The sequence below is a fragment of the Enterobacter sp. E20 genome, assembly GCF_000801755.2.
GTDB lineage: Bacteria > Pseudomonadota > Gammaproteobacteria > Enterobacterales > Enterobacteriaceae > Enterobacter > Enterobacter asburiae_B.
The window spans coordinates 2214832-2235923 of the sequence record NZ_CP012999.1; the positions used below are offsets into that span (position 1 = coordinate 2214832).

The 21092-nt window shown below is 57.8% G+C and carries 22 protein-coding genes; 11 read left to right on the forward strand and 11 right to left on the reverse strand.

Translation table 11 applies throughout. The features are described 5' to 3' along the window. Position 1 precedes the first annotated feature (1 nt). The 6 genes from paaH to paaY all read left to right on the forward strand — a co-directional run bounded on the left by paaH (position 2) and on the right by paaY (position 6064). The gene (gene paaH, locus NI40_RS10470) at positions 2-1426 is read left to right on the forward strand and encodes a 3-hydroxyacyl-CoA dehydrogenase PaaH (RefSeq protein WP_039262614.1); all 1425 of its coding nucleotides are present in this window, start codon (positions 2-4) and stop codon (positions 1424-1426) included. Continuing rightward, positions 1416-1838: a hydroxyphenylacetyl-CoA thioesterase PaaI gene (gene paaI / locus NI40_RS10475; protein ID WP_039262613.1), complete on the forward strand. Its 423-nt coding sequence runs from the start codon at positions 1416-1418 to the stop codon at positions 1836-1838. Before paaH ends, paaI begins: the two co-directional genes overlap by 11 nt. Next, positions 1838-3043 (forward strand): 3-oxoadipyl-CoA thiolase, encoded by a 1206-nt coding sequence (gene pcaF, locus NI40_RS10480; protein WP_039262612.1) that lies wholly within the window; start codon positions 1838-1840, stop codon positions 3041-3043. Before paaI ends, pcaF begins: the two co-directional genes overlap by 1 nt. Positions 3044-3070: 27 nt before the next feature. Then, complete coding sequence (gene paaK, locus NI40_RS10485; protein WP_039262611.1) at positions 3071-4387, forward strand: phenylacetate--CoA ligase PaaK; 1317 nt, start codon at positions 3071-3073, stop codon at positions 4385-4387. Positions 4388-4522: 135 nt separating this feature from the next. Beyond that, positions 4523-5458, forward strand: coding sequence for a phenylacetic acid degradation operon negative regulatory protein PaaX (paaX, locus tag NI40_RS10490; protein ID WP_033145431.1), 936 nt, complete (start codon positions 4523-4525; stop codon positions 5456-5458). A 9-nt stretch (positions 5459-5467) separates the two neighbouring features. After that, positions 5468-6064 (forward strand): phenylacetic acid degradation protein PaaY, encoded by a 597-nt coding sequence (gene paaY / locus NI40_RS10495; RefSeq protein ID WP_039262610.1) that lies wholly within the window; start codon positions 5468-5470, stop codon positions 6062-6064. Here the strand turns inward: paaY and NI40_RS10500 are convergent. Further along, positions 5973-7244, reverse strand: a complete 1272-nt coding sequence (locus NI40_RS10500) for a serine hydrolase domain-containing protein (protein WP_039262608.1) — start codon at positions 7242-7244, stop codon at positions 5973-5975. The two genes, paaY and NI40_RS10500, sit on opposite strands and share 92 nt — an antisense overlap. A 138-nt stretch (positions 7245-7382) precedes the next feature. Between NI40_RS10500 and NI40_RS10505 the strand changes: the two genes are divergently transcribed. Continuing rightward, positions 7383-7865 carry a glutathione peroxidase gene (locus NI40_RS10505; RefSeq protein ID WP_039262607.1) on the forward strand — a complete coding sequence of 161 codons (483 nt, stop codon included), beginning with the start codon at positions 7383-7385 and terminating at the stop codon, positions 7863-7865. Between the two features lie 165 nt (positions 7866-8030). Here NI40_RS10505 and NI40_RS10510 read toward each other — a convergent pair whose 3' ends face one another. From NI40_RS10510 to NI40_RS10520, 3 genes are all read right to left on the reverse strand, one after another. Beyond that, on the reverse strand, positions 8031-8537 hold the full coding sequence (locus tag NI40_RS10510) for an AAA family ATPase (protein WP_045142961.1): 507 nt from the start codon (positions 8535-8537) through the stop codon (positions 8031-8033). A 242-nt stretch (positions 8538-8779) separates the two neighbouring features. Further along, positions 8780-9217, reverse strand: a complete 438-nt coding sequence (locus NI40_RS10515) for a VOC family protein (protein ID WP_039262606.1) — start codon at positions 9215-9217, stop codon at positions 8780-8782. A gap of 82 nt (positions 9218-9299) precedes the next feature. Beyond that, positions 9300-10460, reverse strand: coding sequence for an MFS transporter (locus tag NI40_RS10520; protein ID WP_039262605.1), 1161 nt, complete (start codon positions 10458-10460; stop codon positions 9300-9302). 130 nt (positions 10461-10590) lie between these two features. Between NI40_RS10520 and NI40_RS10525 the strand changes: the two genes are divergently transcribed. Next, entirely contained in the window at positions 10591-11127 is a 537-nt protein-coding gene (locus NI40_RS10525; protein ID WP_039262604.1) for a MarR family winged helix-turn-helix transcriptional regulator, read from the forward strand. 24 nt (positions 11128-11151) lie between these two features. Further along, on the forward strand, positions 11152-12075 hold the full coding sequence (locus NI40_RS10530; protein ID WP_039262603.1) for a LysR substrate-binding domain-containing protein: 924 nt from the start codon (positions 11152-11154) through the stop codon (positions 12073-12075). A 47-nt stretch (positions 12076-12122) separates the two neighbouring features. Here NI40_RS10530 and NI40_RS10535 read toward each other — a convergent pair whose 3' ends face one another. Continuing rightward, positions 12123-12593 carry a hypothetical protein gene (locus tag NI40_RS10535; protein ID WP_039262602.1) on the reverse strand — a complete coding sequence of 157 codons (471 nt, stop codon included), beginning with the start codon at positions 12591-12593 and terminating at the stop codon, positions 12123-12125. A gap of 265 nt (positions 12594-12858) precedes the next feature. Here NI40_RS10535 and NI40_RS10540 point away from each other — a divergent pair, with 265 nt between their 5' ends. Together NI40_RS10540 and NI40_RS10545 are read left to right on the forward strand one after the other, a co-directional pair. Beyond that, positions 12859-13335, forward strand: a complete 477-nt coding sequence (locus tag NI40_RS10540) for a WbuC family cupin fold metalloprotein (RefSeq protein ID WP_039262601.1) — start codon at positions 12859-12861, stop codon at positions 13333-13335. A gap of 43 nt (positions 13336-13378) precedes the next feature. Further along, entirely contained in the window at positions 13379-13681 is a 303-nt protein-coding gene (locus NI40_RS10545) for a hypothetical protein (protein WP_033145442.1), read from the forward strand. Between the two features lie 129 nt (positions 13682-13810). Here NI40_RS10545 and NI40_RS10550 read toward each other — a convergent pair whose 3' ends face one another. The 6 genes from NI40_RS10550 to NI40_RS10575 all read right to left on the reverse strand — a co-directional run bounded on the left by NI40_RS10550 (position 13811) and on the right by NI40_RS10575 (position 20999). Then, entirely contained in the window at positions 13811-14410 is a 600-nt protein-coding gene (locus NI40_RS10550) for an NAD(P)H-dependent oxidoreductase (RefSeq protein WP_039262600.1), read from the reverse strand. Positions 14411-14483: 73 nt separating this feature from the next. Further along, positions 14484-15077: a TetR/AcrR family transcriptional regulator gene (locus NI40_RS10555; RefSeq protein ID WP_023335591.1), complete on the reverse strand. Its 594-nt coding sequence runs from the start codon at positions 15075-15077 to the stop codon at positions 14484-14486. 34 nt (positions 15078-15111) lie between these two features. Then, the gene (locus NI40_RS10560; RefSeq protein ID WP_039262599.1) at positions 15112-18201 is read right to left on the reverse strand and encodes an efflux RND transporter permease subunit; all 3090 of its coding nucleotides are present in this window, start codon (positions 18199-18201) and stop codon (positions 15112-15114) included. Next, entirely contained in the window at positions 18198-19307 is a 1110-nt protein-coding gene (locus tag NI40_RS10565; RefSeq protein ID WP_039262598.1) for an efflux RND transporter periplasmic adaptor subunit, read from the reverse strand. Before NI40_RS10565 ends, NI40_RS10560 begins: the two co-directional genes overlap by 4 nt. Before the next feature lie 74 nt (positions 19308-19381). Further along, positions 19382-19996 (reverse strand): TetR/AcrR family transcriptional regulator, encoded by a 615-nt coding sequence (locus NI40_RS10570; protein WP_039262597.1) that lies wholly within the window; start codon positions 19994-19996, stop codon positions 19382-19384. A 208-nt stretch (positions 19997-20204) separates the two neighbouring features. Continuing rightward, on the reverse strand, positions 20205-20999 hold the full coding sequence (locus tag NI40_RS10575; protein WP_039262596.1) for an SDR family NAD(P)-dependent oxidoreductase: 795 nt from the start codon (positions 20997-20999) through the stop codon (positions 20205-20207). Between the last annotated feature and the right edge of the window lie 93 nt (positions 21000-21092).

The following is a 21092-nucleotide window of genomic DNA, read 5'->3' on the forward strand; positions in this document are numbered from 1 at the left end:
GATGCTGAACATACGGACTGTCGCCGTGATTGGCAGCGGCACCATGGGCGCAGGGATTGCCGAAGTCGCGGCCAGCCATGGGCATCAGGTGCTGATCTACGACATCTCCAGCGACGCGATATCGCGCGCCATCGACGGGATCCGCCAGCGTCTGGCCTCCCGGGTGACGCGCGGAAAACTCTCCGCCGATGCCGGGAGCCAGATCCTCGCCCGGCTGCTTCCGGTCACCGATATCGAGGCGCTCGCCGCGGCCGATCTGGTCATAGAAGCGGCCTCCGAGCGTCTGGAGGTGAAAAAGGCGCTGTTTGCACAGCTGGCTGAGATCTGCCCGCCGCAGACAGTGCTGACCAGCAATACCTCTTCCATCTCCGTTACGGCGATTGCGGCGGACGTCCACCACCCGGAGCGGGTCGCCGGACTGCACTTCTTCAACCCGGCGCCGGTGATGAAGCTGGTGGAGGTGGTCAGCGGGCTGGCGACCTCTCCGGAAGTGGCCGACGCGCTGTGCGAGCTGGCGCTGAACTGGGGCAAACAGCCCGTTCGCTGCCAGTCAACGCCGGGGTTCATCGTCAACCGCGTCGCGCGTCCGTTTTATTCCGAAGCCTGGCGCGCGCTGGAAGAACAGGTCGCGCCGCCGGAGGTGATTGATGCCGCCCTGCGCGACGGCGGCGGTTTCCCGATGGGGCCGCTGGAGCTGACCGACATGATTGGTCAGGACGTGAATTTCGCGGTGACCTGCTCGGTATTTAACGCCTTCTGGCAGGAGCGTCGTTTTCTGCCTTCGCTGGTGCAGCAGGAGCTGGTGCTGGCGGGAAGGCTGGGCAAAAAGAGCGGGAAGGGCGTCTACGACTGGCAGGGTGACAAACCCGCCGTGCAGTGGGTGCAGGCCGTGAACGACAGCTACAGCCCGATGCGCGTGGAAAGAAGACGTGACGGTGTCACCGAAATTGATGATGTGTACCTGATTGAAACGCAGGGCGAAACCGCTCAGGCACTGGCGCTGCGGCTCAACGGCCCGGTGGTGGTGGTGGACCGCATTGAGCGCGACGTGGCGGTGATTGCGGCGGCCGCCAGCAACCCCCACACCGCGACGCAAAAGGCCATCCGCTACCTGCAGCAGCAGGGTAACCGGGTGGTGCAAATTGCCGATTATCCCGGCCTGCTGGTCTGGCGCACGCTGGCGATGATTGCCAACGAAGCGCTGGATGCCCTGCAAAAAGGGGTCGCCAGCGAGAAAGACATCGATACCGCTATGCGCCTGGGCGTGAACTACCCGAGCGGGCCGATCGCCTGGGGCGAGCGTCTGGGCTGGCAGCGCCTGCTGACGCTGCTGGAGAACCTGCAGCGTCATTACGGCGAAGAGCGCTATCGCCCCTGTTCACTGCTGCGCCAGCGTGCGCTTCTGGAGAGTAGCTATGAGTCATAACGCCTGGCATAACGCCCGCGCGATGTACGAACGGGACGCCTGCGCGCAGGCGATGGGGATGGACATTGTCGCCATGGACGAGGGCTACGCGGTGGTGACCATGACCATCACCCCGCAGATGCTTAACGGCCACCAAACCTGCCACGGCGGACAGCTTTTTTCGCTGGCAGACACCGCCTTTGCCTACGCCTGCAACAGCCAGGGGCTGGCGGCGGTAGCCTCAGGCTGCTCGATTGATTTTCTGCGTCCGGGCTTTGCCGGGGACACGCTCACCGCCACCGCGCGGGTGATGCATCAGGGCAAGCTGACCGGCGTGTACGACATTGAAATCCAGAACCAACAACAGAAAACCGTCGCCCTTTTTCGCGGGAAATCTCACCGCATCGGCGGCAGCGTGACAGGAGAGGCCTGATGCGTGACGCATTTATTTGTGATGGCGTTCGAACCCCGGTGGGTCGCTACGGCGGCGCGCTTGCCGCAGTCCGGACCGACGATCTCGGTGCCGTGCCGCTGCGCGCGCTGCTGGCCCGCTATCCCCAACTCGACCTCGAGCGGATCGACGACGTGATTTTCGGCTGCGCTAACCAGGCGGGGGAAGATAACCGCAACGTAGCGCGCATGTCGTCCCTGCTGGCCGGGCTGCCGCAGACGGTGTCCGGAACCACCATTAACCGCCTGTGCGGATCGGGGCTGGACGCGATTGGTTTTGCTGCCCGCGCCATTAAGGCGGGCGATGGCGAGCTGCTGATTGCGGGCGGCGTGGAGTCCATGTCGCGCGCGCCGTTTGTGATGGGCAAAGCCACCGCCGCGTTTCAGCGTCAGGCGGAAATCTTTGATACCACTATCGGCTGGCGATTTGTGAATCCGCTCATGCATCAGCAATTCGGAACTGACAGTATGCCGGAAACGGCAGAGAATGTAGCTGAATTGTTAAATATCAGCCGTGCTGATCAGGACGCGTTCGCGCTGCGCAGCCAGCAGCGTACCGCGCAGGCTCAGCAGAACGGCATTCTGGCGCAGGAGATTGTGTCGGTACCGGTGCCGGGAAAAAAAGGGACGGTCACTGAGTTCAGCGTGGATGAACATCCGCGCGCGGACACCACGCTCGAACAGCTCGCCGGGCTAAAAACGCCGTTTCGTAAGAACGGGGTGGTCACGGCGGGGAATGCCTCCGGCGTCAACGACGGCGCTGCGGCGCTGATCGTCGCCAGCGAGAAGATGGCGCTGGCGCAGGGATTGGTCCCGCGCACGCGGATCGTGGCGATGGCGACGGCAGGCGTGGAGCCACGTCTGATGGGGCTCGGCCCGGTCCCGGCGACCCGCAAGGTGCTCGAGCGCGCCGGACTCAGCATTAACGATATGGACGTTGTCGAGCTTAACGAAGCTTTCGCCTCGCAGGCGCTGGGCGTGCTGCGTCAGCTGGGCCTGCCGGATGATGCCGCGCACGTTAACTCGAACGGTGGCGCGATTGCGCTGGGCCACCCGCTGGGGATGAGCGGTGCCAGGCTGGCGCTGGCCGCGAGCAATGAACTGCACCGACGCGGCGGGCGCTACGCGCTGTGTACGATGTGCATCGGTGTGGGTCAGGGCATTGCCATGATCCTTGAGCGTGTTTGAGCATAAAAACAATGTGAGTACCCTAGAATGACAAATACAACAAAGCTTGATCCGATTGAAACGGCCTCCCTTGACGAGCTACAGGCGCTGCAGACCGAGCGTCTGAAATGGACGCTGCATCACGCCTACAACAACGTGCCGATGTACAAACGCAAGTTTGACGCGGCGGGCGTTCACCCTGACGATTTCAACGAGCTGGCGGATATCCGTAAATTCCCGTGCACCACCAAGCAGGACCTGCGGGATAACTATCCGTTCGATACCTTTGCCGTGCCGATGGAGCAGGTGGTGCGTATTCACGCCTCATCCGGCACCACCGGCAAACCGACCGTTGTCGGCTATACGCAGGGCGACATCGACAACTGGGCCAATCTGGTGGCCCGCTCCCTGCGCGCGGCGGGCGGCAGCGCGAAGGACAAAATTCACGTGGCGTATGGCTATGGCCTGTTTACCGGCGGGCTGGGGGCGCACTATGGCGCCGAGCGTTTAGGCGCGACGGTGATCCCGATGTCCGGCGGCCAGACGGAGAAACAGGCGCAGCTGATCCGTGATTTCCAGCCGGATATGATCATGGTAACGCCGTCCTACTGCCTCAACCTGATTGAGGAGCTGGAGCGCCAGATGGGCGGCGATGCCAGCGGCTGTTCCCTGCGCGTGGGCGTCTTCGGCGCCGAGCCGTGGACGCAGGCCATGCGGCGCGAAATTGAAAAACGCCTGGGCATTACGGCGCTGGACATTTATGGCCTCTCCGAGGTGATGGGGCCGGGCGTGGCGATGGAGTGTATCGAAACCGTCGACGGCCCGACCATCTGGGAAGATCACTTCTACCCGGAGATCGTCAACCCGAACGACGGCACGCCGCTGGATGACGGCCAGCAGGGCGAACTGCTGTTCACCACGCTGACCAAAGAGGCGCTGCCGGTGATCCGCTACCGCACCCGCGACCTGACGCGTCTGCTCCCGGCCACCGCGCGCAGCATGCGCCGCATGGACCGCATCAGCGGGCGCAGTGACGATATGCTGATCATCCGCGGCGTCAACGTCTTCCCGTCGCAGCTGGAAGAGGAGATCGTCAAGTTCGAACACCTTTCTCCGCACTATCAGCTGGAGGTGAACCGTCGCGGGCATCTTGATTCACTTTCCGTGAAGGTCGAGCTGAAAGAGAGTAGCCTCACGCTGACCCACGAGCAGCGTTGCCAGGTGTGTCATCAGCTGCGCCACCGCATTAAGTCGATGGTGGGGATTTCCACCGACGTAATGATTGTTAACTGCGGCAGCATCCCGCGCTCGGAGGGCAAAGCCTGCCGGGTGTTTGACCTGCGTAAAGTCGCGGCCAACGGCTAAGTTTTCCCTCACCCCGGCCCTCTCCCAAAGGGAGAGGGTGTAAACAGTTCCCTCTCCCTTTGGGAGAGGGTTAGGGTGAGGGGGAAACCCCAAAATCCTATGCTATGATTCATCCAGGACAAAAATAACAACAGAATGAATCACATGAATAAACTCGACGCCTTTATCCAGCACGCGGTCAGCTCCGTTCCCGTCAGCGGGACCTCGCTTATCTCCTCGTTATACGGTGACGCGCTTTCCCATCGCGGCGGTGAGATTTGGCTCGGTAGCCTGGCCGCCCTGCTGGAAGGCATGGGGTTTGGCGAGCGCTTCGTGCGCACCGCGCTGTTTCGCCTCAACAAAGAGGGCTGGCTGGACGTTTCCCGCATCGGACGTCGCAGCTTTTACCGCCTGAGCGATAAGGGGCTTCGCCTGACGCGTCGCGCGGAGAATAAGATTTACCGTGCGGAACTGCCCGCATGGGACGGCAAATGGCTGTTGCTGCTCTCCGAAGGTCTGGATAAAACCACCCTTGCCGACGTCAAAAAACAGCTGATCTGGCAGGGGTTTGGCACGCTGGCGCCGAGCCTGATGGCCTCGCCGTCGCAGCATCTGGCGGACGTGCAGTCTCTGCTACACGATGCCGGCGTGGCGGAAAACGTGATTTTCTTTGAAGCCCACTCGCCGCTGGCTCTCTCCCGCGCCGCGCTGCGTTCGCGGGTGGAGGAGTGCTGGCAGTTAACCGAGCAAAACGCGATGTACGAGACGTTCATCGATTCATTCCGCCCGCTGCTGCCGCTGTTGAAAGAGGCCGCGCCGGAGGAGCTGACGCCGGAACGCTGTTTCCAGATCCAGCTGCTGCTGATTCACTTTTATCGTCGCGTGGTGCTGAAAGATCCGCTGCTGCCGGAAGAGTTGCTGCCCGCGCACTGGGCGGGGCAAAGCGCCCGACAGCTCTGCATTAACATCTATCAGCGTGTCGCGCCGGGGGCGCTGGCGTTTGTCAGCGAGAAGGGCGAAACCTCCGTGGGCGAGCTGCCCGTGCCCGGCACGCTCTACTATCAACGCTTTGGTGGTCTTACAAGCGCATAAGGAGTGAAGATGCCAGTTTATCAAATTGACGGTCTGACGCCGGTCGTGCCGGACGAGAGCTATGTTCACCCGACGGCGGTGCTGATTGGCGACGTGATTCTGGGCAAAGGCGTTTACGTCGGTCCTAACGCCAGCCTGCGCGGTGATTTTGGCCGTATCGTGGTGAAAGACGGTGCCAACATTCAGGACAACTGCGTGATGCACGGCTTCCCGGAGCAGGACACGGTGGTGGAAGAGGACGGGCATATCGGCCACAGCGCGATTCTCCACGGTTGCGTGATCCGCCGCAATGCGCTGGTGGGCATGAACGCGGTGGTGATGGACGGGGCGGTCATCGGTGAAAACAGCATCGTCGGCGCGGCGGCGTTCGTGAAGGCGAAAGCGGAGATGCCCGCCAACCATTTGATTATCGGCAGCCCCGCCAAAGCGATTCGCGAACTCAGCGAACAGGAGCTGGCGTGGAAGCAGCAGGGCACGCGGGAGTATCAGGTGCTGGTGGAGCGCTGCAAGCTAACTATGCACCAGGTGGAGCCGCTGCGAGAAGTTGAGCCTGACCGGAAACGGCTGGCGTTTGATGAGAACTTAAAGCCGAAGTCGGCGGTGTAGGGCTCAGACCGTCTTTTTTCGCCATATCCATCAACAGCGCGATGCCGATGTAATTACTCCAGTTAAAGGTATTTTGCAGCACCACCACCGCATTGCCTTTTTCTTTGTCATAGCCGATAAAGCTGGAGTAGCCGCCGATATAGCCGACCTGATAGGTGATTTTTTCCAGACCGATAAAGTCGGTGGTCCAGGCAATACCCTGCACTCCGTCAGGGCGTTGAATATCGGTATTTCTCACTTCGGCAAAGACATTGTCCAGCAGGGGACTGTGGGTCGTCGATACGTGATAGCGGGCATAGGCCGCCAGATCTTCGGCGTTGCTGTACAAGCTCGCTGCCGCCACCATGTTGTTGGAAAAATGCCAGTCCGGGGTGAGCTGCCCGCGCGGGATAAATTTCGGCTGATCGCCCGCGTGGCCGAGCGCCCGCTGCGGGTAGCCTTTGAGCTGCTGGGGTATAAAGCTGCTGTTAGCCATTTGCAGCGGACGGAAAATATAGCGCGAGGCTAAACTCTGGATATCTTCGCCGGTCTTGTGCTTCAGGATATAGCCGATCAGGGCGTAGCCGGTATTGGAATATTGCGGCACTTTATTCTTTGGCGCCCGCCAGTCGGCGAGGTAGCGCAGCACGTTATCGCTGTCCAGCTCGCTATAGAAATTTTCGCCCGTGCTTAAATAGCCGATGAATTTCCCAAGCATCGGAACATCCATATTCTGACGCGGCAGGCCGGAGGTGTGGGTTACCAGTTCAAGCAGGGTGATTTTTTGTGCATCCGCGCTAAGCGGCGTCCCCGGCGGTAGCAATGTCGCCAGGTTATCGTTCCAGTTCAGTTGCCCTTCATTCACCAGACAAGCCACCACTTCCGCCGTGATCCCTTTACTGAGCGAGCCGAGCGCAAACAGGGTGTCGGGCCTGACCGGATAGCGATTGACCGCATCGGTTACGCCCCAGGTGTAAAACTGCGGCGAGCCGTGATTATGGATCACCGCGACCGTCATCCCGGGAACGGATTTTTGCGCCATATAGTGACGCACCACGCTGTCAACGTCGCCATCCAGCGAATCATGGGTGAGAAGTTCCTGAGTACCTTCCGGGGAGGACATCTGTGAGAGCGTGCCACAGCCGCTGAGGAGTGGGAGAGTAAGCAGAAGCCAGCGAATTTTTTTTGTTATGTTCTGCATACCTGATAGCGAGTGTGGTGGTCATTGGCGCGCCAGGAATGTATCACAAATAGCCTGCCTGAATGTAAACTTTCTAAACGGCGGCGGCCCTGTTGATGGTCACCGTGACTTTTTCGGCCAGCCTTGAGGGATTTCAGTATGACTCGCTTTTATCAACTTACCGCCACCCGCCTGGATGGCCGCCTTATCTCAATGGCCGACTATGCGGGAAAGGTGGTTTTGGTCGTCAATACCGCCAGCCAGTGTGGCTTCACGCCGCAATATGCTGGCCTTGAAGCGCTATACAAGAAATACGCCGATCAAGGACTAGTGGTGCTGGGCTTCCCCTGCAACCAGTTCGGTAAACAGGAACCCGGCGGCGCCGACGAAATCTCGAAAACCTGTCACATCAACTACGGCGTGAGCTTCCCGATGTTTGAGAAGCTGGAGGTTAACGGCAATGCGGCGCACCCGCTGTTTCGTTATCTGAAAAACGAATTGCCCGGCGTGCTGGGAGGGCGGATCAAGTGGAACTTTACTAAGTTTCTGATCGGCCGCGACGGTAAACCACTCAAGCGTTTTGCTCCGGTGACCACGCCAGAGAAAATGGAGAGGGTGATTGTCGAGGCTTTGGGGAGGTGAGAGTTTTGGTGAATGGAATTAACCATGAGTCGGGCACTTCCGGAATACCCGATGTCCGCTTTGTGCCAGGAGCGGACTTTTAGTTCGCTATAGTACCGTTTATAACCGTATGAGATGGAAAATAAAGAAGCCGCCAACTGGCGGCTTTTGTGCAGGAAGGTAAATTTAGCAGTATTCGATAATATCAAACCCTTCATCAGCCGTTGGCTCTTCGAAATAGCGCGTTATGATGTCAAATTGTTGATCTGAGGCAGAAAATTCATGCACGCCTTCTGCATTACGGGCGCGCAAGCGGGATTTACATACTTCATCAGAAACTTTCAGATAGTGCAGCTGATTACTGGCACCTGACTCCTTAATAATGCTCATCATCCATTCACGATTTGTTTGTGTGTTTGCCGGGAAATCAAGAACCACTGATAAACCAGCTTTGAGTAGTGACACCAGATGAGGCTTCATGGCATTCCTTAGTCTTAATGAATACTGCACATAATCAGATATGGATTGCATTTCATTGGTAAAGAGGGCAGCCAGCCAGCGATCCTCGCTGACAATTACAGTCCCAGGTGATGATCCTAATTTTGCTGACAATGTGGATTTTCCTGATGCAATTTTTCCACATAACAAGTGCAAGACAGGTTTTTCAGGCGTCGTTACTGCATTTGTGTCCATTCTTACCTCACTGGATTGTTACCGGTAAGGCCCGCCTTACCGGCGGGAAAATGGCGAACGTTATCCCACCTGAGTCAGACAGGTGATAATAATCATTGAATAGGTTAGGACTGAGTGTGTTTTCATCGTCATTCAACTTAACAGAAAAAGACTCACACCGTTGGTGTAAATAGCATAAGGGTACGCCCACTGTTCGCTCAAAGCAGGCGTTTCCCCCTACTATGCTGCTTTCCAAAAACCATTTATCCCCGCAGCCACGGCGTAATCGTCAGCCCGGTAAGCAAGCCTTCCGGGCTGAGCAGGCGAGTGACGGTTTGCCCCCACGGTTCCGTGCGGTTAGCCACCAGCAGCCGATAGCCTTTTTCACTCAGAACGCGGGTAGCCGAGTCCAGATCCTCAACCTCGTATTCAACCCAACCCTGCGGTATCGGGTGCTCAACTGGCCACTGTTCCTCTCCAAAACAGGATGCTGCCGCCTGTGCGAGCGGCCAGACGGCGAAATGCTTCACGCCTTCCAGCTGATCCTCCTCAGTGAGCAGATAATCGGTATTCCCCTCCATCGGCTTCAGCGGAAGGCCGAGTGTCTGAACATAAAACGCGCTGCTGGACTCCGTATCCCGCGAAATGGGCCCGAACCCGGCGACGAACAAGACATCAATTTCCGGTAACGTCTGCGACATATCCACTCCTGAATGAGGTGAAATTCACCCTGAATTTATCTTACGATCGGCGGAAATACGACTCTCAAAACTGGTATCGCGTTCACCGTGCCTGCTGGTCCACGACGGGTTTAAAATTTAGCGCGATAACGATCAGCAGCACGACTCCCGCACTCATGATCAGCCATGCGCTGGTCAGCGAGACCGAACTGTCGCGAACGATCCCCGCAATTAACGGCATAAGCGCGGCGATCGTGTATCCGCCTCCCTGAACTTTAGACAGCAACTTCCCGGCCTGCGCGGGCGTTCGCGCATGATCGAACGTGACGATGAGCGACAGCGGGAAGAGGGCGCCGATCCCGGTGCCAAGCAGCAACGTGGATAATACAGGCGTCGTACCCGGCGCAAAGACCAGACACAGTAATCCTGCCAGCAGCAACAGCAAAACGGCAATCAGCGGCACGCGGCGGTCGGGGAATTTACCGATCAGCGCGGAGACGGCAAACCCGGCGACAACCTCGGTTAACGTCAGCCAGGCCAGCATGTAGCCGCTGCTGCGTGCGGACCATCCCGCCTGAATATAGAGCGGGGGCAGCCAGGCCAATACCAGCGTGTAGGCTCCCGTTCCCACGCCGAAAAAGAGCAGCAGTAGCCCTGTACGGGAGGACGAGAGCGTAACGGTTTCGCGTGCTGTTTTTTCCTCCTGAGGATGCTTAACCAGGGTTAACCACAGTATCAGCGCCAGCAGCGCTAACAGCCCGGCCATTGCCAGCGCGGGCTTCAGCGTGAGCCATGAAAACAACGGCTCGGCGCTGGCGGCGGCGACTGCCGCTCCTGCCATAATGCCCGTGCTGAAAAGCGACATTACCGTGCTGGCCGTTTGCGTATATTCCTTTTTTATCAGGGCAGGCATTAACGCCTGGATCGTGCCTATGCTGGCCCCGCCCAGTAACGCGGTGCCCATAAGACTCTCCGGTGAGGCGCTAAAACCGCGCAGCAAACAGGCCGCAAGCAGGATGAAGAGCCCAAACATAATTCCCCGAACGGCGCCGACTCGGGCTAAAAGCCAGGGGCCACACAGGGCGGCAAGCCCCATCATCGCGACCGGCAGGGTGGTTAGCAGGCTGAATTGCGTAGCGGTCAGCCCTGCTTCGCGCTGCAGCACGGAAAACAGCGGTCCGACAGAAGCCAGAATGGGGCGCAGGTTCAGCCCGACGATAAAAGCGATAACGGCGAAGAGTAAAGGCGACGTGCGTTTCAACATGGAGTCCTTTTCGGTTGTGAATGGCCCGGGCAAATTGCCACGAGCATTTATCTTAACGTTAAGATAAAATATGTTTTTGCGTAAGATGTACCGCACAACAGGATAAATTCGCACACCATCAGGGGTGAAAATGCAAGATCACGTAGACTTCGTTGTCGGCCAGTGGAGCCGCGCCATGCCGGCGCTGGACGCCTCGTCGATGAAAATTTTTGGCCGAATGCTCCGGCTGATGAAGCATCTGGGAAAAGAATGGGCGCAGGCGATGGCGCAGTTTGGCTTTCGCGAGGGCGAGTTTGACGTGCTCGCCACGCTGCGTCGCGCCGGTGAGCCGTACTGCCTTTCCCCCACGCAGCTCTATAAATCGCTGTTGGTAACCTCAGGGGCGATGACGAACCGGCTCAGCCATCTCGAACAGCTTGGGCTTATCAGGCGAATTGCCGATCCGGATGACAAGCGCAGCACCCTCGTAAGCCTGACACCGCAAGGGCAGGAGCGCATCGAACAGGCGCTGATCGTGCATACACAAACGCAAAATGCGCTGCTGAGCAACTTGTCTGACGCGCAGCGCGCGCAGCTTGAGTCCCTGCTCAGGGAGCTGCTGATGACGTTCCCGTCTGAGGACCTGAGCGACAAGTCAATGAGTGCCGATAATACAAAAACTGCATAGCTAAACCTCACAGAAAGGGAATGTATGTCTTTACCACCACTGTATGCGCTGCGCGCTTTTGAAGTTGCCGCGCGGCTGAACTCCTTCAGCAAAGCGGCTGAAGCACTGAATATCACGCCGGGCGCGGTCAGCAGGCATGTCCGGACGCTTGAACAGTGGTTCGACTGTGAGCTCTTTAAACGCCAGGGGCCGAGAGTGGAGGTCAGTGATGCCGGACGTATTCTGGCCGGACAGCTCAGCGAAAGTTTCTCGAATATTGAGTGGGCCTGTCGCGCATTCAGAAGCGAAAACCACCTTCTGCGCCTCAAAGCCCCCAGCACCCTGACGATGCGGTGGCTGCTGAATGTGCTTAAATCCTTTCGCGAGAACCACGCTAAGCCAAAAATTGAAATTGCCAGCGTCTGGATGGACTTCGACACCGTTGACTTCAGCCGTGAGCCCTACGATTGTGCGATCCTGCTCGGTAATGGCTATTTCGGCGAGTCTACGGAAAGCCGGCTGCTCTTCAGTGAATGGCTCATTCCGGTTTGTACCCCGTCGCTGCTTGAGTCTGCCCGGCATCAGCTCCCAGAGTGCGATCTTATCCATCCCTCTCCGGACAGACGGGACTGGAAGCGATGGCTGAAAAGAACCGGGTCATTCCCAGGGCTCGACGTGAGTCGTGGAATCGTGTTCGACACCCTGGAGCAGGGAAGCCTGGCCGCCATGCACGGTCATGGCGTGGCGATGGCCGACCTCCGCCTCACGCTCGACGCGCTGAAAAGCGGCCTGCTCGCGCTGCCCTTCAGGGAAGCTATCGCAACCGGCGATGGCTACTACCTCGTCTGGCCGAAAAATTCGCTCAGAAGACAGAGTATTGAACAGTTGCTGGCGTGGCTTAACCTTAATGCGCCGGTGCTGCCTTCGTTGGATATCGTCTGTCTTGATTACAACGAAAAGCGGGTTTAGTAAATGGCGGAATATTTAGTGAAGGATATTCCGCAGATTGAACGTATTTATGCGTAGGGAATATTTGCCATATCTTTATATCGCTCCGGCAGGGCGCTGTTCAGGTTGAGTAATTTATCCAGAATATAAAGCGCAGGCGTTCCCTTTGCTCGCTCGGCGTCGACCAGCGCAGTGCGTAACAGATTGGCAGCCGAGGTCATGTCACGGAAATACTCCTGCGATTCACGCGTCTGAACTTCGCCTGACGCGGCGTAACGCACCTTTGGCCAGTCCGCAAAGTCAAGCAGCGGAAGGATCCCATCCTCTTTTGGTAAATGCGCTGAGAGCAACTCTTCGGCGTTACCCGGATTGCTTTGGGCGAAAGCCAAAAGATGCAGTCGATGTATGAAAGGCGATAGCGCTTCTGAGCTTTCCTTTTCTGCTGAAAGTAACGTTATCAGCTCATGCACATTTGCATCAGGGCTATATTTATGAGGCGAGATAATATTCAATACAGGGAATAAAACATCGAGTGTCATAGGTGCTCCATACAGGCTTAGTATTATTTATTTTTCTATCCCAGGGGTGAATGGATGGTATTTCAGGTGCGTCACTTTTTAAAAACGATAAATAGTGGGAATCAATGTGAGTTTTACTCAACGTTGCGCTTTGGGGGCGATCGCGCGCATCCTCACGCTGCAGCGATTTGTTTCACAAATGCCATCGCTCATCGACCGTCCAGAATGGTATAACGTCGTGCGGCTAAAGGGTTGCCGTCCGCTGACTCCATTCACAAAGGTGTATATGAAACAAATTACGTTCAGTGACCTGCAGCAACAAAGCGAGCAGGCTGCCAATTCTCCTCGCTTACGCGCGCACCGCAATTTACATCCCGAGCTGAGCGACCCGGTACAGCGCCTGGCTATCGCGATGGAGCCTGGTACCTATGTTCGCCCTCATCGCCACCCGCACACGTTTGAACTGCTGACGGCTTTGAGCGGTCGCTTTCTGGTGTTGAATTTTGATGACGGCGGTAACGTGACCCAGCGCGTGGTGTTAGGTGAAGACTGCAAAGTGCTGGAGATGGATGCCGGTACCTGGCATGCCGTGCTGTCGCTGGATAAAGGCGGCGTCATTTTTGAGGTTAAACACGGTGGGTATCAGCCCGTGCCTGAGCACGATACCGCCCCATGGTCACCTGCAGAAAACGAGCCCGGCACCGAAAAGCTGATGAAATGGTACGCTCAGGCGCAGGTGGGTGACGGGGGTTTTACCCTGTAAACCGGTGAATTTTGATAAAAATAATCACAAAAAGGATGTGCGTATGTTGAAAAGATTAGTCGCGGGGCAGATGAGCTTACCGATGACTTTCTGGGGATGGGGATTCTGCGGAGGTTTTCTGCTGGGTCTCATTGGGCTTGCTGGAGTGCATACCGGTCACCCGGCAATGGTTCCGCTTTCCTATATCCTTAAAGCCATTCTGTTCAGTGCTGTACTTTCCGGCATTACTTTCATTCTGCGTCGAAAAATCACAGTCTTGGGTGGGGTCGCTTTTTTTATTATTCTGATTCAGGTGATTATGAGCGTAGTGATGGCGATTGGCCTTTTCTCGTTATTTTTTGAATAATCGCTGGAAAGAGAGTTCCGGTTAGCCAGCAGGATTAAAAGATCGCCCCTGACGGTGGTAGGTGATAACGAGACACGCGCTTCCTTCTGGCGAAGGAGGCGCGCCTTTGCTGTGACTGGATAGCCGGGATTATTTAAGGCTCTCTAACCCCTGCAGGAAATCCTCTACCTGCTCAGGCGTCGCCGTGTCTGCCTGGTAAAGGATATCGAGCTTAACGTTCTTCAACCCGCAGAAGCCAAACACGCCTTCGATTATCTGCGTCTGAATCGCCGTCGAATAGCCGTGTTTGTCGAATCCGGTGAGATCGCTGCCGCCTGTGGCAATCAGGCGGACGGGAACGTCGCGTAAGCTGCCCACAATCCGGCCATCGTCGGCCACCTTATACGCCCAGTTCAGGGTTAATACGCGATCGAACCAGCCTTTCAACAGCGCGGGGACCGACCACCAGTACACGGGGAAGACAAACACCAGCATATCCGCTCGCTCGACGCGCTGCTGCTCGCGCAGAATATCGTCGGGAAGGGCGCTCGGATCGCCGTGATACAAATCGAGATCGGCGCGGGTCATCGCCGGATTAAACCCTTCAGCATGCAGATCGGCAATCTCAACCTGCGTACCTTGCTCGCGTAATTTTCCGGCAATACGGGCTGCCAGCGAATGGGATAACGAATTGTCGACAGGATGAGCCGTCACGATCAGTGCGTTATTAATGGCATTTGTAGCAGACATAGCGACCTCGAATGGGTGAGAACTGATGTCTATATTACTATTGGTAACTTATGTGTCAATCCGCCCCCAGCGATCATTTTGTGCTATTCACGTAGGTCTCCAGCACGCCGGTCATGGCGCCGCTGAGCGTATCTTCCGCCACGTTCCGGGCGAGCACGCCGTTGCCCGCGGCGGTGCTGAGCGCGTCCGCCGCGCCAATGATGGCCGTCAGTACCGCTTCTCCCTGAACGCCTTTCAGCGCGACGAACGGGGAAAGCGCGGTACGCAGGCAGTCAGCGCATTCGGCCACGCATGCCTCACGAAACGTCTGCAGCGCGTGGGATCCGGACAGCGCCGCGGCGATTGGGCCGGTCTCCGGCCCGGCACTAATGGCGCAGTCGATATAGGCGGCGCTGAAAAAGCGGATCGTCTTCTCCAGCGTTTTGCTGTCGACTGCCAGCGTCTCGCGGAACTTCGCCAGCTGCCGGTCGCTATAATCCTGGTACAGCGCCATCAGCAGCCCTTCACGATCGCCAAAGTGGTCGTAGGGGATAGGCTTGGTCACGTTGGCCCGCTCGGCCAGGTAGCCAAGAGTTAGGGCCTCCGTGCCTTGCTGACGAACGATTCCGCGCGCAACCTCCAGCAGCTGCACGCGGCGGTCCTCTTTTCTTAAGCGCTTAACAACCATGCTTTCCTCATAAGTGTTATCTACTCATGGTAGTTTACACGTTTTCTGCAGGGTGCTGCACGCGTTGTTCCGCAGGGCGGATCCGGAACCAGATCGCATACATCGCGGGCAGGAAGACGAGCGTGACGATCGTCCCGCCCAGCGTTCCGCCTATCAGCGTGTAGGCCAGCGTGCCCCAGAACACCGAATGCGTCAGGGGAATAAACGCCAGCACGGCGGCCATGGCGGTCAGAAGGACCGGGCGTGCGCGCTGGACCGTCGCTTCAACCACCGCCTGGAACGGCTCGAGACCCTGCTTCTGGTTATGATCGATTTGACCGATCAGGATCAGCGTATTGCGCATCAGAATGCCGGAAAGGGCGATCAAGCCGACCAGCGCGTTGATGCCAAACGGCTGATTGAAAAGCAACAGCACGGGCACTACGCCAATCAGCCCCAGCGGCGCGGTTAAGAACACCATCACCATCGCCGAGATTGAGCGCACCTGCAAAATGATGATCAGCAGCGTCAGGGCAATCATGATCGGAAACAGCGGGATCATTGCCTGCGTGGCTTTGCCGGATTCCTCAATCGAACCCGCCATGTCGATACGGTATCCGGCCGGCAGCGCGTCAACAATCGGCTGGAGCTGCTTCATCACGGCGACCGACACATCCGGTGGCTGAAGATGGTTAGCGATATCGCCCCGCACGGTAATCGTCGGAGTGCGATCGCGGCGGCGAAGGATCGGATCTTCCATACCGATCTCAATCTTGCCGATTTGAGACAGCGGAACGCGCTGTCCCGCATTGCCGACAAGGGTGAAACCCTCGATTTTTGCCGGATCGAGACGGATATCTCCCGCCGCGCGGCCAATGACCTCCACCGAGCGAATATCTTCCCGCACGGAGGTGACGGGCACGCCTGAGAGCAGAAACTGAAGCTGATCGGCAACGGCACTGGAGGTTAAGCCGGTCGCCTGCAGGCGGTTTTGATCGAGAGTGAAATGCAGGACGGGAACGCGCGACCCCCAGTCGGTGTTGACGGTTCTCATCATCGGGCTCGCCTGGAGCACGGCTTTCACCCGGTCAGCGATGTCATGCACCTGTTCGACATCCGGCCCCGACACGCGCCAGGCAACCGGGAAGGGCGAGTACGGGCCAAACACCAGCTGTGTCACCCGCACGCGCGCTTCGGGGGCAAGGCCGTTGGCGACCGCTTCTCTCAGCCGGAGCTTGAGCGCCTCGCGTGACGTCTCGCTGTCCGTCAGGATCACGATTTTCGCAAAAGACGGGTCGGGCAGTTCTGGCGCCATCGCCAGATAAAAACGGGGTGAACCCTGACCAATATAGGCCGTGACAATTTTGGCTTCGGGCTGCTGGCCCAGCCACGCTTCTATTTTTGCTGTGGCGGCGCTGGTTTGCTCAATCGAGGTACCGTAGGGCATCTGCACCTCAACCAGTACTTCCGGGCGATCGGAGGTCGGGAAGAATTGTTTTTTAACCAGCCCCATACCGAGCACGGCCAGGATGAAAATGGCGACCACCAACCCGGCCACCCGCCATTTTCTGGCGATAACGCGGGCAAGCAGCCGGCGAAAACGGTTATAGCGAGGCGTGTTATAGATGGCGGCATGACCCCCTTCTACTTTGGGGATCGCCGGCAGGATCTTCACCCCAAGATAGGGCGTGAACACCACCGCGACAAACCACGAGGCAATCAGGGCGAGGCCGACGATCCAGAACATATTGCTGGTGTATTCCCCTGCGGTCGACTGGGCAAAACCATTCGGCATAAAGCCAATGGCCGTCACCAGGGTACCGGCCAGCATGGGCGCGGCGGTATGGCTCCAGGCGAAGGCCGAGGCTTTGATTCTGTCGTAACCTTCCTCCATTTTCACCACCATCATTTCGATGGCGATAATGGCATCATCAACCAGCAGGCCGAGGGCGAGGATCAGGGAGCCCAGCGTAACGCGGTCAAAGTTTATCCCCGCGGCTTCCATCACCACGAAAACGACCGCCAGCGTCAGCGGTACCGCCGCCGCAACGACAACACCCACGCGCCAGCCCATGCTGACAAAACACACCACCATGACCACAAGCAGGGCGACGAAGAATTTGATCATGAACTCATCGACCGACGAGCGAATATTCACGGACTGGTCGGTGACTTTGGTCAGGGACATGCCAAGCGGCAGGCTATCATTTATTTTTGCCGTTTCCGCATCCAGCGCTTTCCCCAGCGCCAGACCGTTCCAGCCTTCACGCATCACGATGCCCAGCAGAAGGGCGGGCTCATGCTGATTGCGTATCAGCATCGTCGGGGGATCTTCGTAGCCTCGCTCAACCGTTGCCACATCGGACAGCTTGAGCGTTTTGCCCTGAGCCACAAAAGGCGTATCGCGGATTTTCTGCAGTTCATCGAACGCACCGTCCAGACGGATAAAAATCTGCGCGCCTCGGGTCTCAATGGAACCCGCCGCGGCTAGCGCGTTCTGGCTGTTGAGGGCGTTGAAAATATCCTGGGGTGAGAGTCCTATCGTCGCCAGACGGTCGTGGGAAAAGGAGATGTAAATCCGCTCGGCCTGTTCGCCGATAATGTTCACTTTCTTCACGCCGGGAACGTGCAGAAGCTGCTGGCGCAGGCCTTCGGCATCGCGTACCAGCTGCCGCTGCGGTTCGCCTTTCGCTTTCAGGGCAAAGAGGGCAAAGGTGACATCCGAGAATTCGTCATTGATCATCGGGCCGATGACGCCCGTCGGAAGACGCTGAGATTCATCTCCGAGCTTCTTACGCGCCTGATAGAACTCCTCCTGCACTTCGGCTGGCGGGGTCTTGTCCTGCAATGACAACGTGATAAACGCCATGCCGGGGCGGGTATAGGTTTCGGTACGGTCATACCATTTGAGTTCCTGCAGGCGCTTTTCCAGCGGCTCGGCGACCTGATCCTGAATTTCCTGCGCGGTCGCGCCCGGCCAGACGGTTATCACCGTCATTTGCTTTACCGTGAAGGGCGGATCTTCCGCGCGCCCGAGCCCAAAGAAGGCGTAAATTCCGGCAATCGTGACCAGAACGATCAGAAACAGCGTGACGGAACGTTCGCGGACGGCCAGCGCCGACAGGTTGAAGCGGCTTCCGCTCATGGCGTGTTCTCCGCCAGGGCGGCATTGCGCTGCTTAGCAAGCCTGACGACCTCACCTTCGTGCAGAAGATGGGCGCCTAACGCAACAATCTTCTCACCGGGCTTCACGCCGCCCGTGACCTGCGCCGCATCTTCACCCACGCTCAGCACCCTGACGGGCGTCCATGTAACCTTTGCCGGCTGGGCGGAAATACGCCAGACGCCGGGACCTTTTCCTGCATCATAGAGTGAAGCCAGCGGGACCTGCATGACCTGACCTTCCGCTTTATTGTCCTGAACGTTCAGCGTGACGGTCGCCCCCAGCGGCGCGTTCGCCAGCAGGCCATCCAGCACGTAGCGGGCTTCATATGTGCGGGTCGCGGCATCGGCCGAGTCAGACAGCAGGCGCAGCGTTGCGGTGACCGGATGTTTTTCATTGCCATACAGCGTGGCCTGCGCTTCGCTGCCGACGGCAGGGCGCAGCGTTTCCGGAAGCTGGACGAGCGCTTCACGCTGTCCCGCTCTGGCGAGCCTGATCGCCACCTGTCCGGCGCTGACGACCTGACCCGGCTCGGCGAGCGTCTCCATGACCACGCCGTCCGAATCCGCCAGCAGTACGGCATAGCCCGTGGCGTTTTGCGCCACGCTGGCCTGCGCCCGGGCGGCGCTGAGATCGGCCCTGGCCGTATCGGCCGCCGCTTTGATCTGGTCATACTCCGAGGCAGACACCGCGCCGGACGCCACAAGTCCACGATAGCGCGCCTCATCGCTGGTGGCTTTTCGCGCGCGCGCCTGGGCCGCATCCACCGCGCGCTGCTGCGCCTGAGCCTGTAATTTCAGGTCAAGCGGATCCAGGCGCAGCAGGGGCTGGCCCTGTTTGACGGTCTGCCCCGTATCGACCAGCCGCTCAAGGATTTTTCCCTGAACCCTGAAACCTAAATCGCTTTGCGTTCTTGCGACCACCACGCCCGTGAAGGCGCGGGCGCTATTGTTCGCTAGCTCGACGGAGGCGGATCTGACGAGCGGTGGCTTTGTGCGCGGATCGTCACTCGCGGAAATATCGCCGCACGCCACCAGGGCAAACGGCAGGAGACAAACGGCAACGCGGGCTGAAGTGAGCCTGAGCATGGGAAACCTTTTTGACGTAACAGGACGGTATCCGCATTCTCTGACTAGTGACCAAAATTGTCAATGGTCACAAATTAGGGGGCCAGGCTTCTTAAAATCATTGAAGAGAGAAGCACCGCCGCGGTGGGGGCCATTTCGAGGTTGTACTGTAGCTGAACGGGGTTAATATAAGGGCACATCACCATGTAGACGGCACAGGTGACTTCATCCAGCGGCGTTTTTCTTTCAAACTCGCCGGCCTGCCTGCCTTCGATAATGATGCTTTCAATCAGCTTCATCAGGCATTCACTGTACTTTTGCGTGGAAGGCCACTGCTCCTGCGCGGCGACGGCGGCGATGTCGTATAGCTTACGGTCGTGGAAAAACAGCTCGCTTCCCGCCTCGGTGAGCGCTTTGAAAAGTCGGCGTAATTTTTCGCTTGCCGACGGCGCATCCTTGATGGCGGAAAGCACTGCCGCCATGATCAGCTCCAGGCGGTTAGCGCAGATCACCTCGCCGATAGCCTGTTTGGAATCGAAAAACTTATAAATGTAGGACTTTGAAAAACCGATGGATTTAGCCAGTTCGGCGACGGTGGTTTTTTCATAGCCGTAGTGGCCGAAGTGCTCAAAAGCCGCTTCGACGATTTGCTCTCTGACAGCGTGGTCAAGGGGACCACGTGATGATGGGGGATTCATATTTTTAGTCATTATTTAAGCTTAGCGTGACAGGCTACGATTAACAACGAGTGACCATTTTGAGATTTGGTTACCGTCATTCATCATGCGCCCTTCAGACGGGACGATCAACCAGGTGCGGTAAGTGTATCACTGTTTTTCGTGCACTATGGCATCTATCTGCCTGCGATAAGCGAGGATTTCAGCGCAACTCCCTTGCGCTGAACCGGGCTGTTTTTGCTTAAGCCGAGCGCGGACGCAATATTTTTTCAACGATGAGCACCAGACGCCTGCGCGTCACGAACCGGTGTAGCTGCCCCAGAAGCCAGTTACCGCATCCGGTAATCAGGTAGTTACGGTTACTCTCCACGGCCTTCAACGCCAGGGCGACCACCTTGTCAGCGGGCATTCGTTTACCGACCGAGGCTTCCTCAGCATTCACAGCATCAAAAAAGGCCGTATCCGTTGCGCCGGGGCAAAGCGCCAGGACGCGGATGCCCCTGGAGCGATACTCTCCCCACAGCGCGTTCGAAAACGAGAGCAGGAAGGCTTTGGTTGCGCCATAAATCGCCATATAGGGATCCGGCTGCATCGCGGCCGTTGAGGCAACGTTAATAATTACCCCGGAGCCCTGCTGCAGCATTCCCGGCAGCAAGGCGTGAGTCAGCTCCACGGGGGCCATGCAGTTTACGTTTATCTCATCACGCTGCCTGTCGATGGACAGCTTTTCGAATGGCCCGTAGGTGGCGAAGCCGGCGCAATTGATCAGAATGTCGGGGACACGTCTTAAGGTTTCAAGCCGTTCCACAATGTGCGGAATGGCTTCCGGCTTCACTAAATCCTGCACGATAATCGTGATGGAGACGCCGTGCTTTCTGACTAACTCTACGGCAAGCGCCTGCAGCTTTGGCTCGCTGCGGGCGACCAGGATCAAGGCCACGCCGCGGGCGGCGAGCTGCCGGGCAAAATCACGGCCTATGCCCGACGACGCTCCGGTAATCAGCGCTGTTTTTCCGGTATAATCAAAAGAATTCATATGTTTAATCCCGTTTCCCTAATGTATGCTGCACAGCATAAACCGTGCACTTAGGTACACGGTCAAGCGTGATTTTTACAAGGTGAGGGCGAC

What these genes read in the sequence shown, in the direction of transcription:
- paaH (WP_039262614.1), top strand. Translation starts at nt 2, where the DNA reads ATGCTGAACATACGGACTGTCGCCGTGATTGGCAGCGGCACCATGGGC.
- paaI (WP_039262613.1), top strand. Translation starts at nt 1,416, where the DNA reads ATGAGTCATAACGCCTGGCATAACGCCCGCGCGATGTACGAACGGGAC.
- pcaF (WP_039262612.1), top strand. Translation starts at nt 1,838, where the DNA reads ATGCGTGACGCATTTATTTGTGATGGCGTTCGAACCCCGGTGGGTCGC.
- paaK (WP_039262611.1), top strand. Translation starts at nt 3,071, where the DNA reads ATGACAAATACAACAAAGCTTGATCCGATTGAAACGGCCTCCCTTGAC.
- paaX (WP_033145431.1), top strand. Translation starts at nt 4,523, where the DNA reads ATGAATCACATGAATAAACTCGACGCCTTTATCCAGCACGCGGTCAGC.
- paaY (WP_039262610.1), top strand. Translation starts at nt 5,468, where the DNA reads ATGCCAGTTTATCAAATTGACGGTCTGACGCCGGTCGTGCCGGACGAG.
- NI40_RS10500 (WP_039262608.1), bottom strand. Translation starts at nt 7,244, where the DNA reads ATGCAGAACATAACAAAAAAAATTCGCTGGCTTCTGCTTACTCTCCCA.
- NI40_RS10505 (WP_039262607.1), top strand. Translation starts at nt 7,383, where the DNA reads ATGACTCGCTTTTATCAACTTACCGCCACCCGCCTGGATGGCCGCCTT.
- NI40_RS10510 (WP_045142961.1), bottom strand. Translation starts at nt 8,537, where the DNA reads ATGGACACAAATGCAGTAACGACGCCTGAAAAACCTGTCTTGCACTTG.
- NI40_RS10515 (WP_039262606.1), bottom strand. Translation starts at nt 9,217, where the DNA reads ATGTCGCAGACGTTACCGGAAATTGATGTCTTGTTCGTCGCCGGGTTC.
- NI40_RS10520 (WP_039262605.1), bottom strand. Translation starts at nt 10,460, where the DNA reads ATGTTGAAACGCACGTCGCCTTTACTCTTCGCCGTTATCGCTTTTATC.
- NI40_RS10525 (WP_039262604.1), top strand. Translation starts at nt 10,591, where the DNA reads ATGCAAGATCACGTAGACTTCGTTGTCGGCCAGTGGAGCCGCGCCATG.
- NI40_RS10530 (WP_039262603.1), top strand. Translation starts at nt 11,152, where the DNA reads ATGTCTTTACCACCACTGTATGCGCTGCGCGCTTTTGAAGTTGCCGCG.
- NI40_RS10535 (WP_039262602.1), bottom strand. Translation starts at nt 12,593, where the DNA reads ATGACACTCGATGTTTTATTCCCTGTATTGAATATTATCTCGCCTCAT.
- NI40_RS10540 (WP_039262601.1), top strand. Translation starts at nt 12,859, where the DNA reads ATGAAACAAATTACGTTCAGTGACCTGCAGCAACAAAGCGAGCAGGCT.
- NI40_RS10545 (WP_033145442.1), top strand. Translation starts at nt 13,379, where the DNA reads ATGTTGAAAAGATTAGTCGCGGGGCAGATGAGCTTACCGATGACTTTC.
- NI40_RS10550 (WP_039262600.1), bottom strand. Translation starts at nt 14,410, where the DNA reads ATGTCTGCTACAAATGCCATTAATAACGCACTGATCGTGACGGCTCAT.
- NI40_RS10555 (WP_023335591.1), bottom strand. Translation starts at nt 15,077, where the DNA reads ATGGTTGTTAAGCGCTTAAGAAAAGAGGACCGCCGCGTGCAGCTGCTG.
- NI40_RS10560 (WP_039262599.1), bottom strand. Translation starts at nt 18,201, where the DNA reads ATGAGCGGAAGCCGCTTCAACCTGTCGGCGCTGGCCGTCCGCGAACGT.
- NI40_RS10565 (WP_039262598.1), bottom strand. Translation starts at nt 19,307, where the DNA reads ATGCTCAGGCTCACTTCAGCCCGCGTTGCCGTTTGTCTCCTGCCGTTT.
- NI40_RS10570 (WP_039262597.1), bottom strand. Translation starts at nt 19,996, where the DNA reads ATGACTAAAAATATGAATCCCCCATCATCACGTGGTCCCCTTGACCAC.
- NI40_RS10575 (WP_039262596.1), bottom strand. Translation starts at nt 20,999, where the DNA reads ATGAATTCTTTTGATTATACCGGAAAAACAGCGCTGATTACCGGAGCG.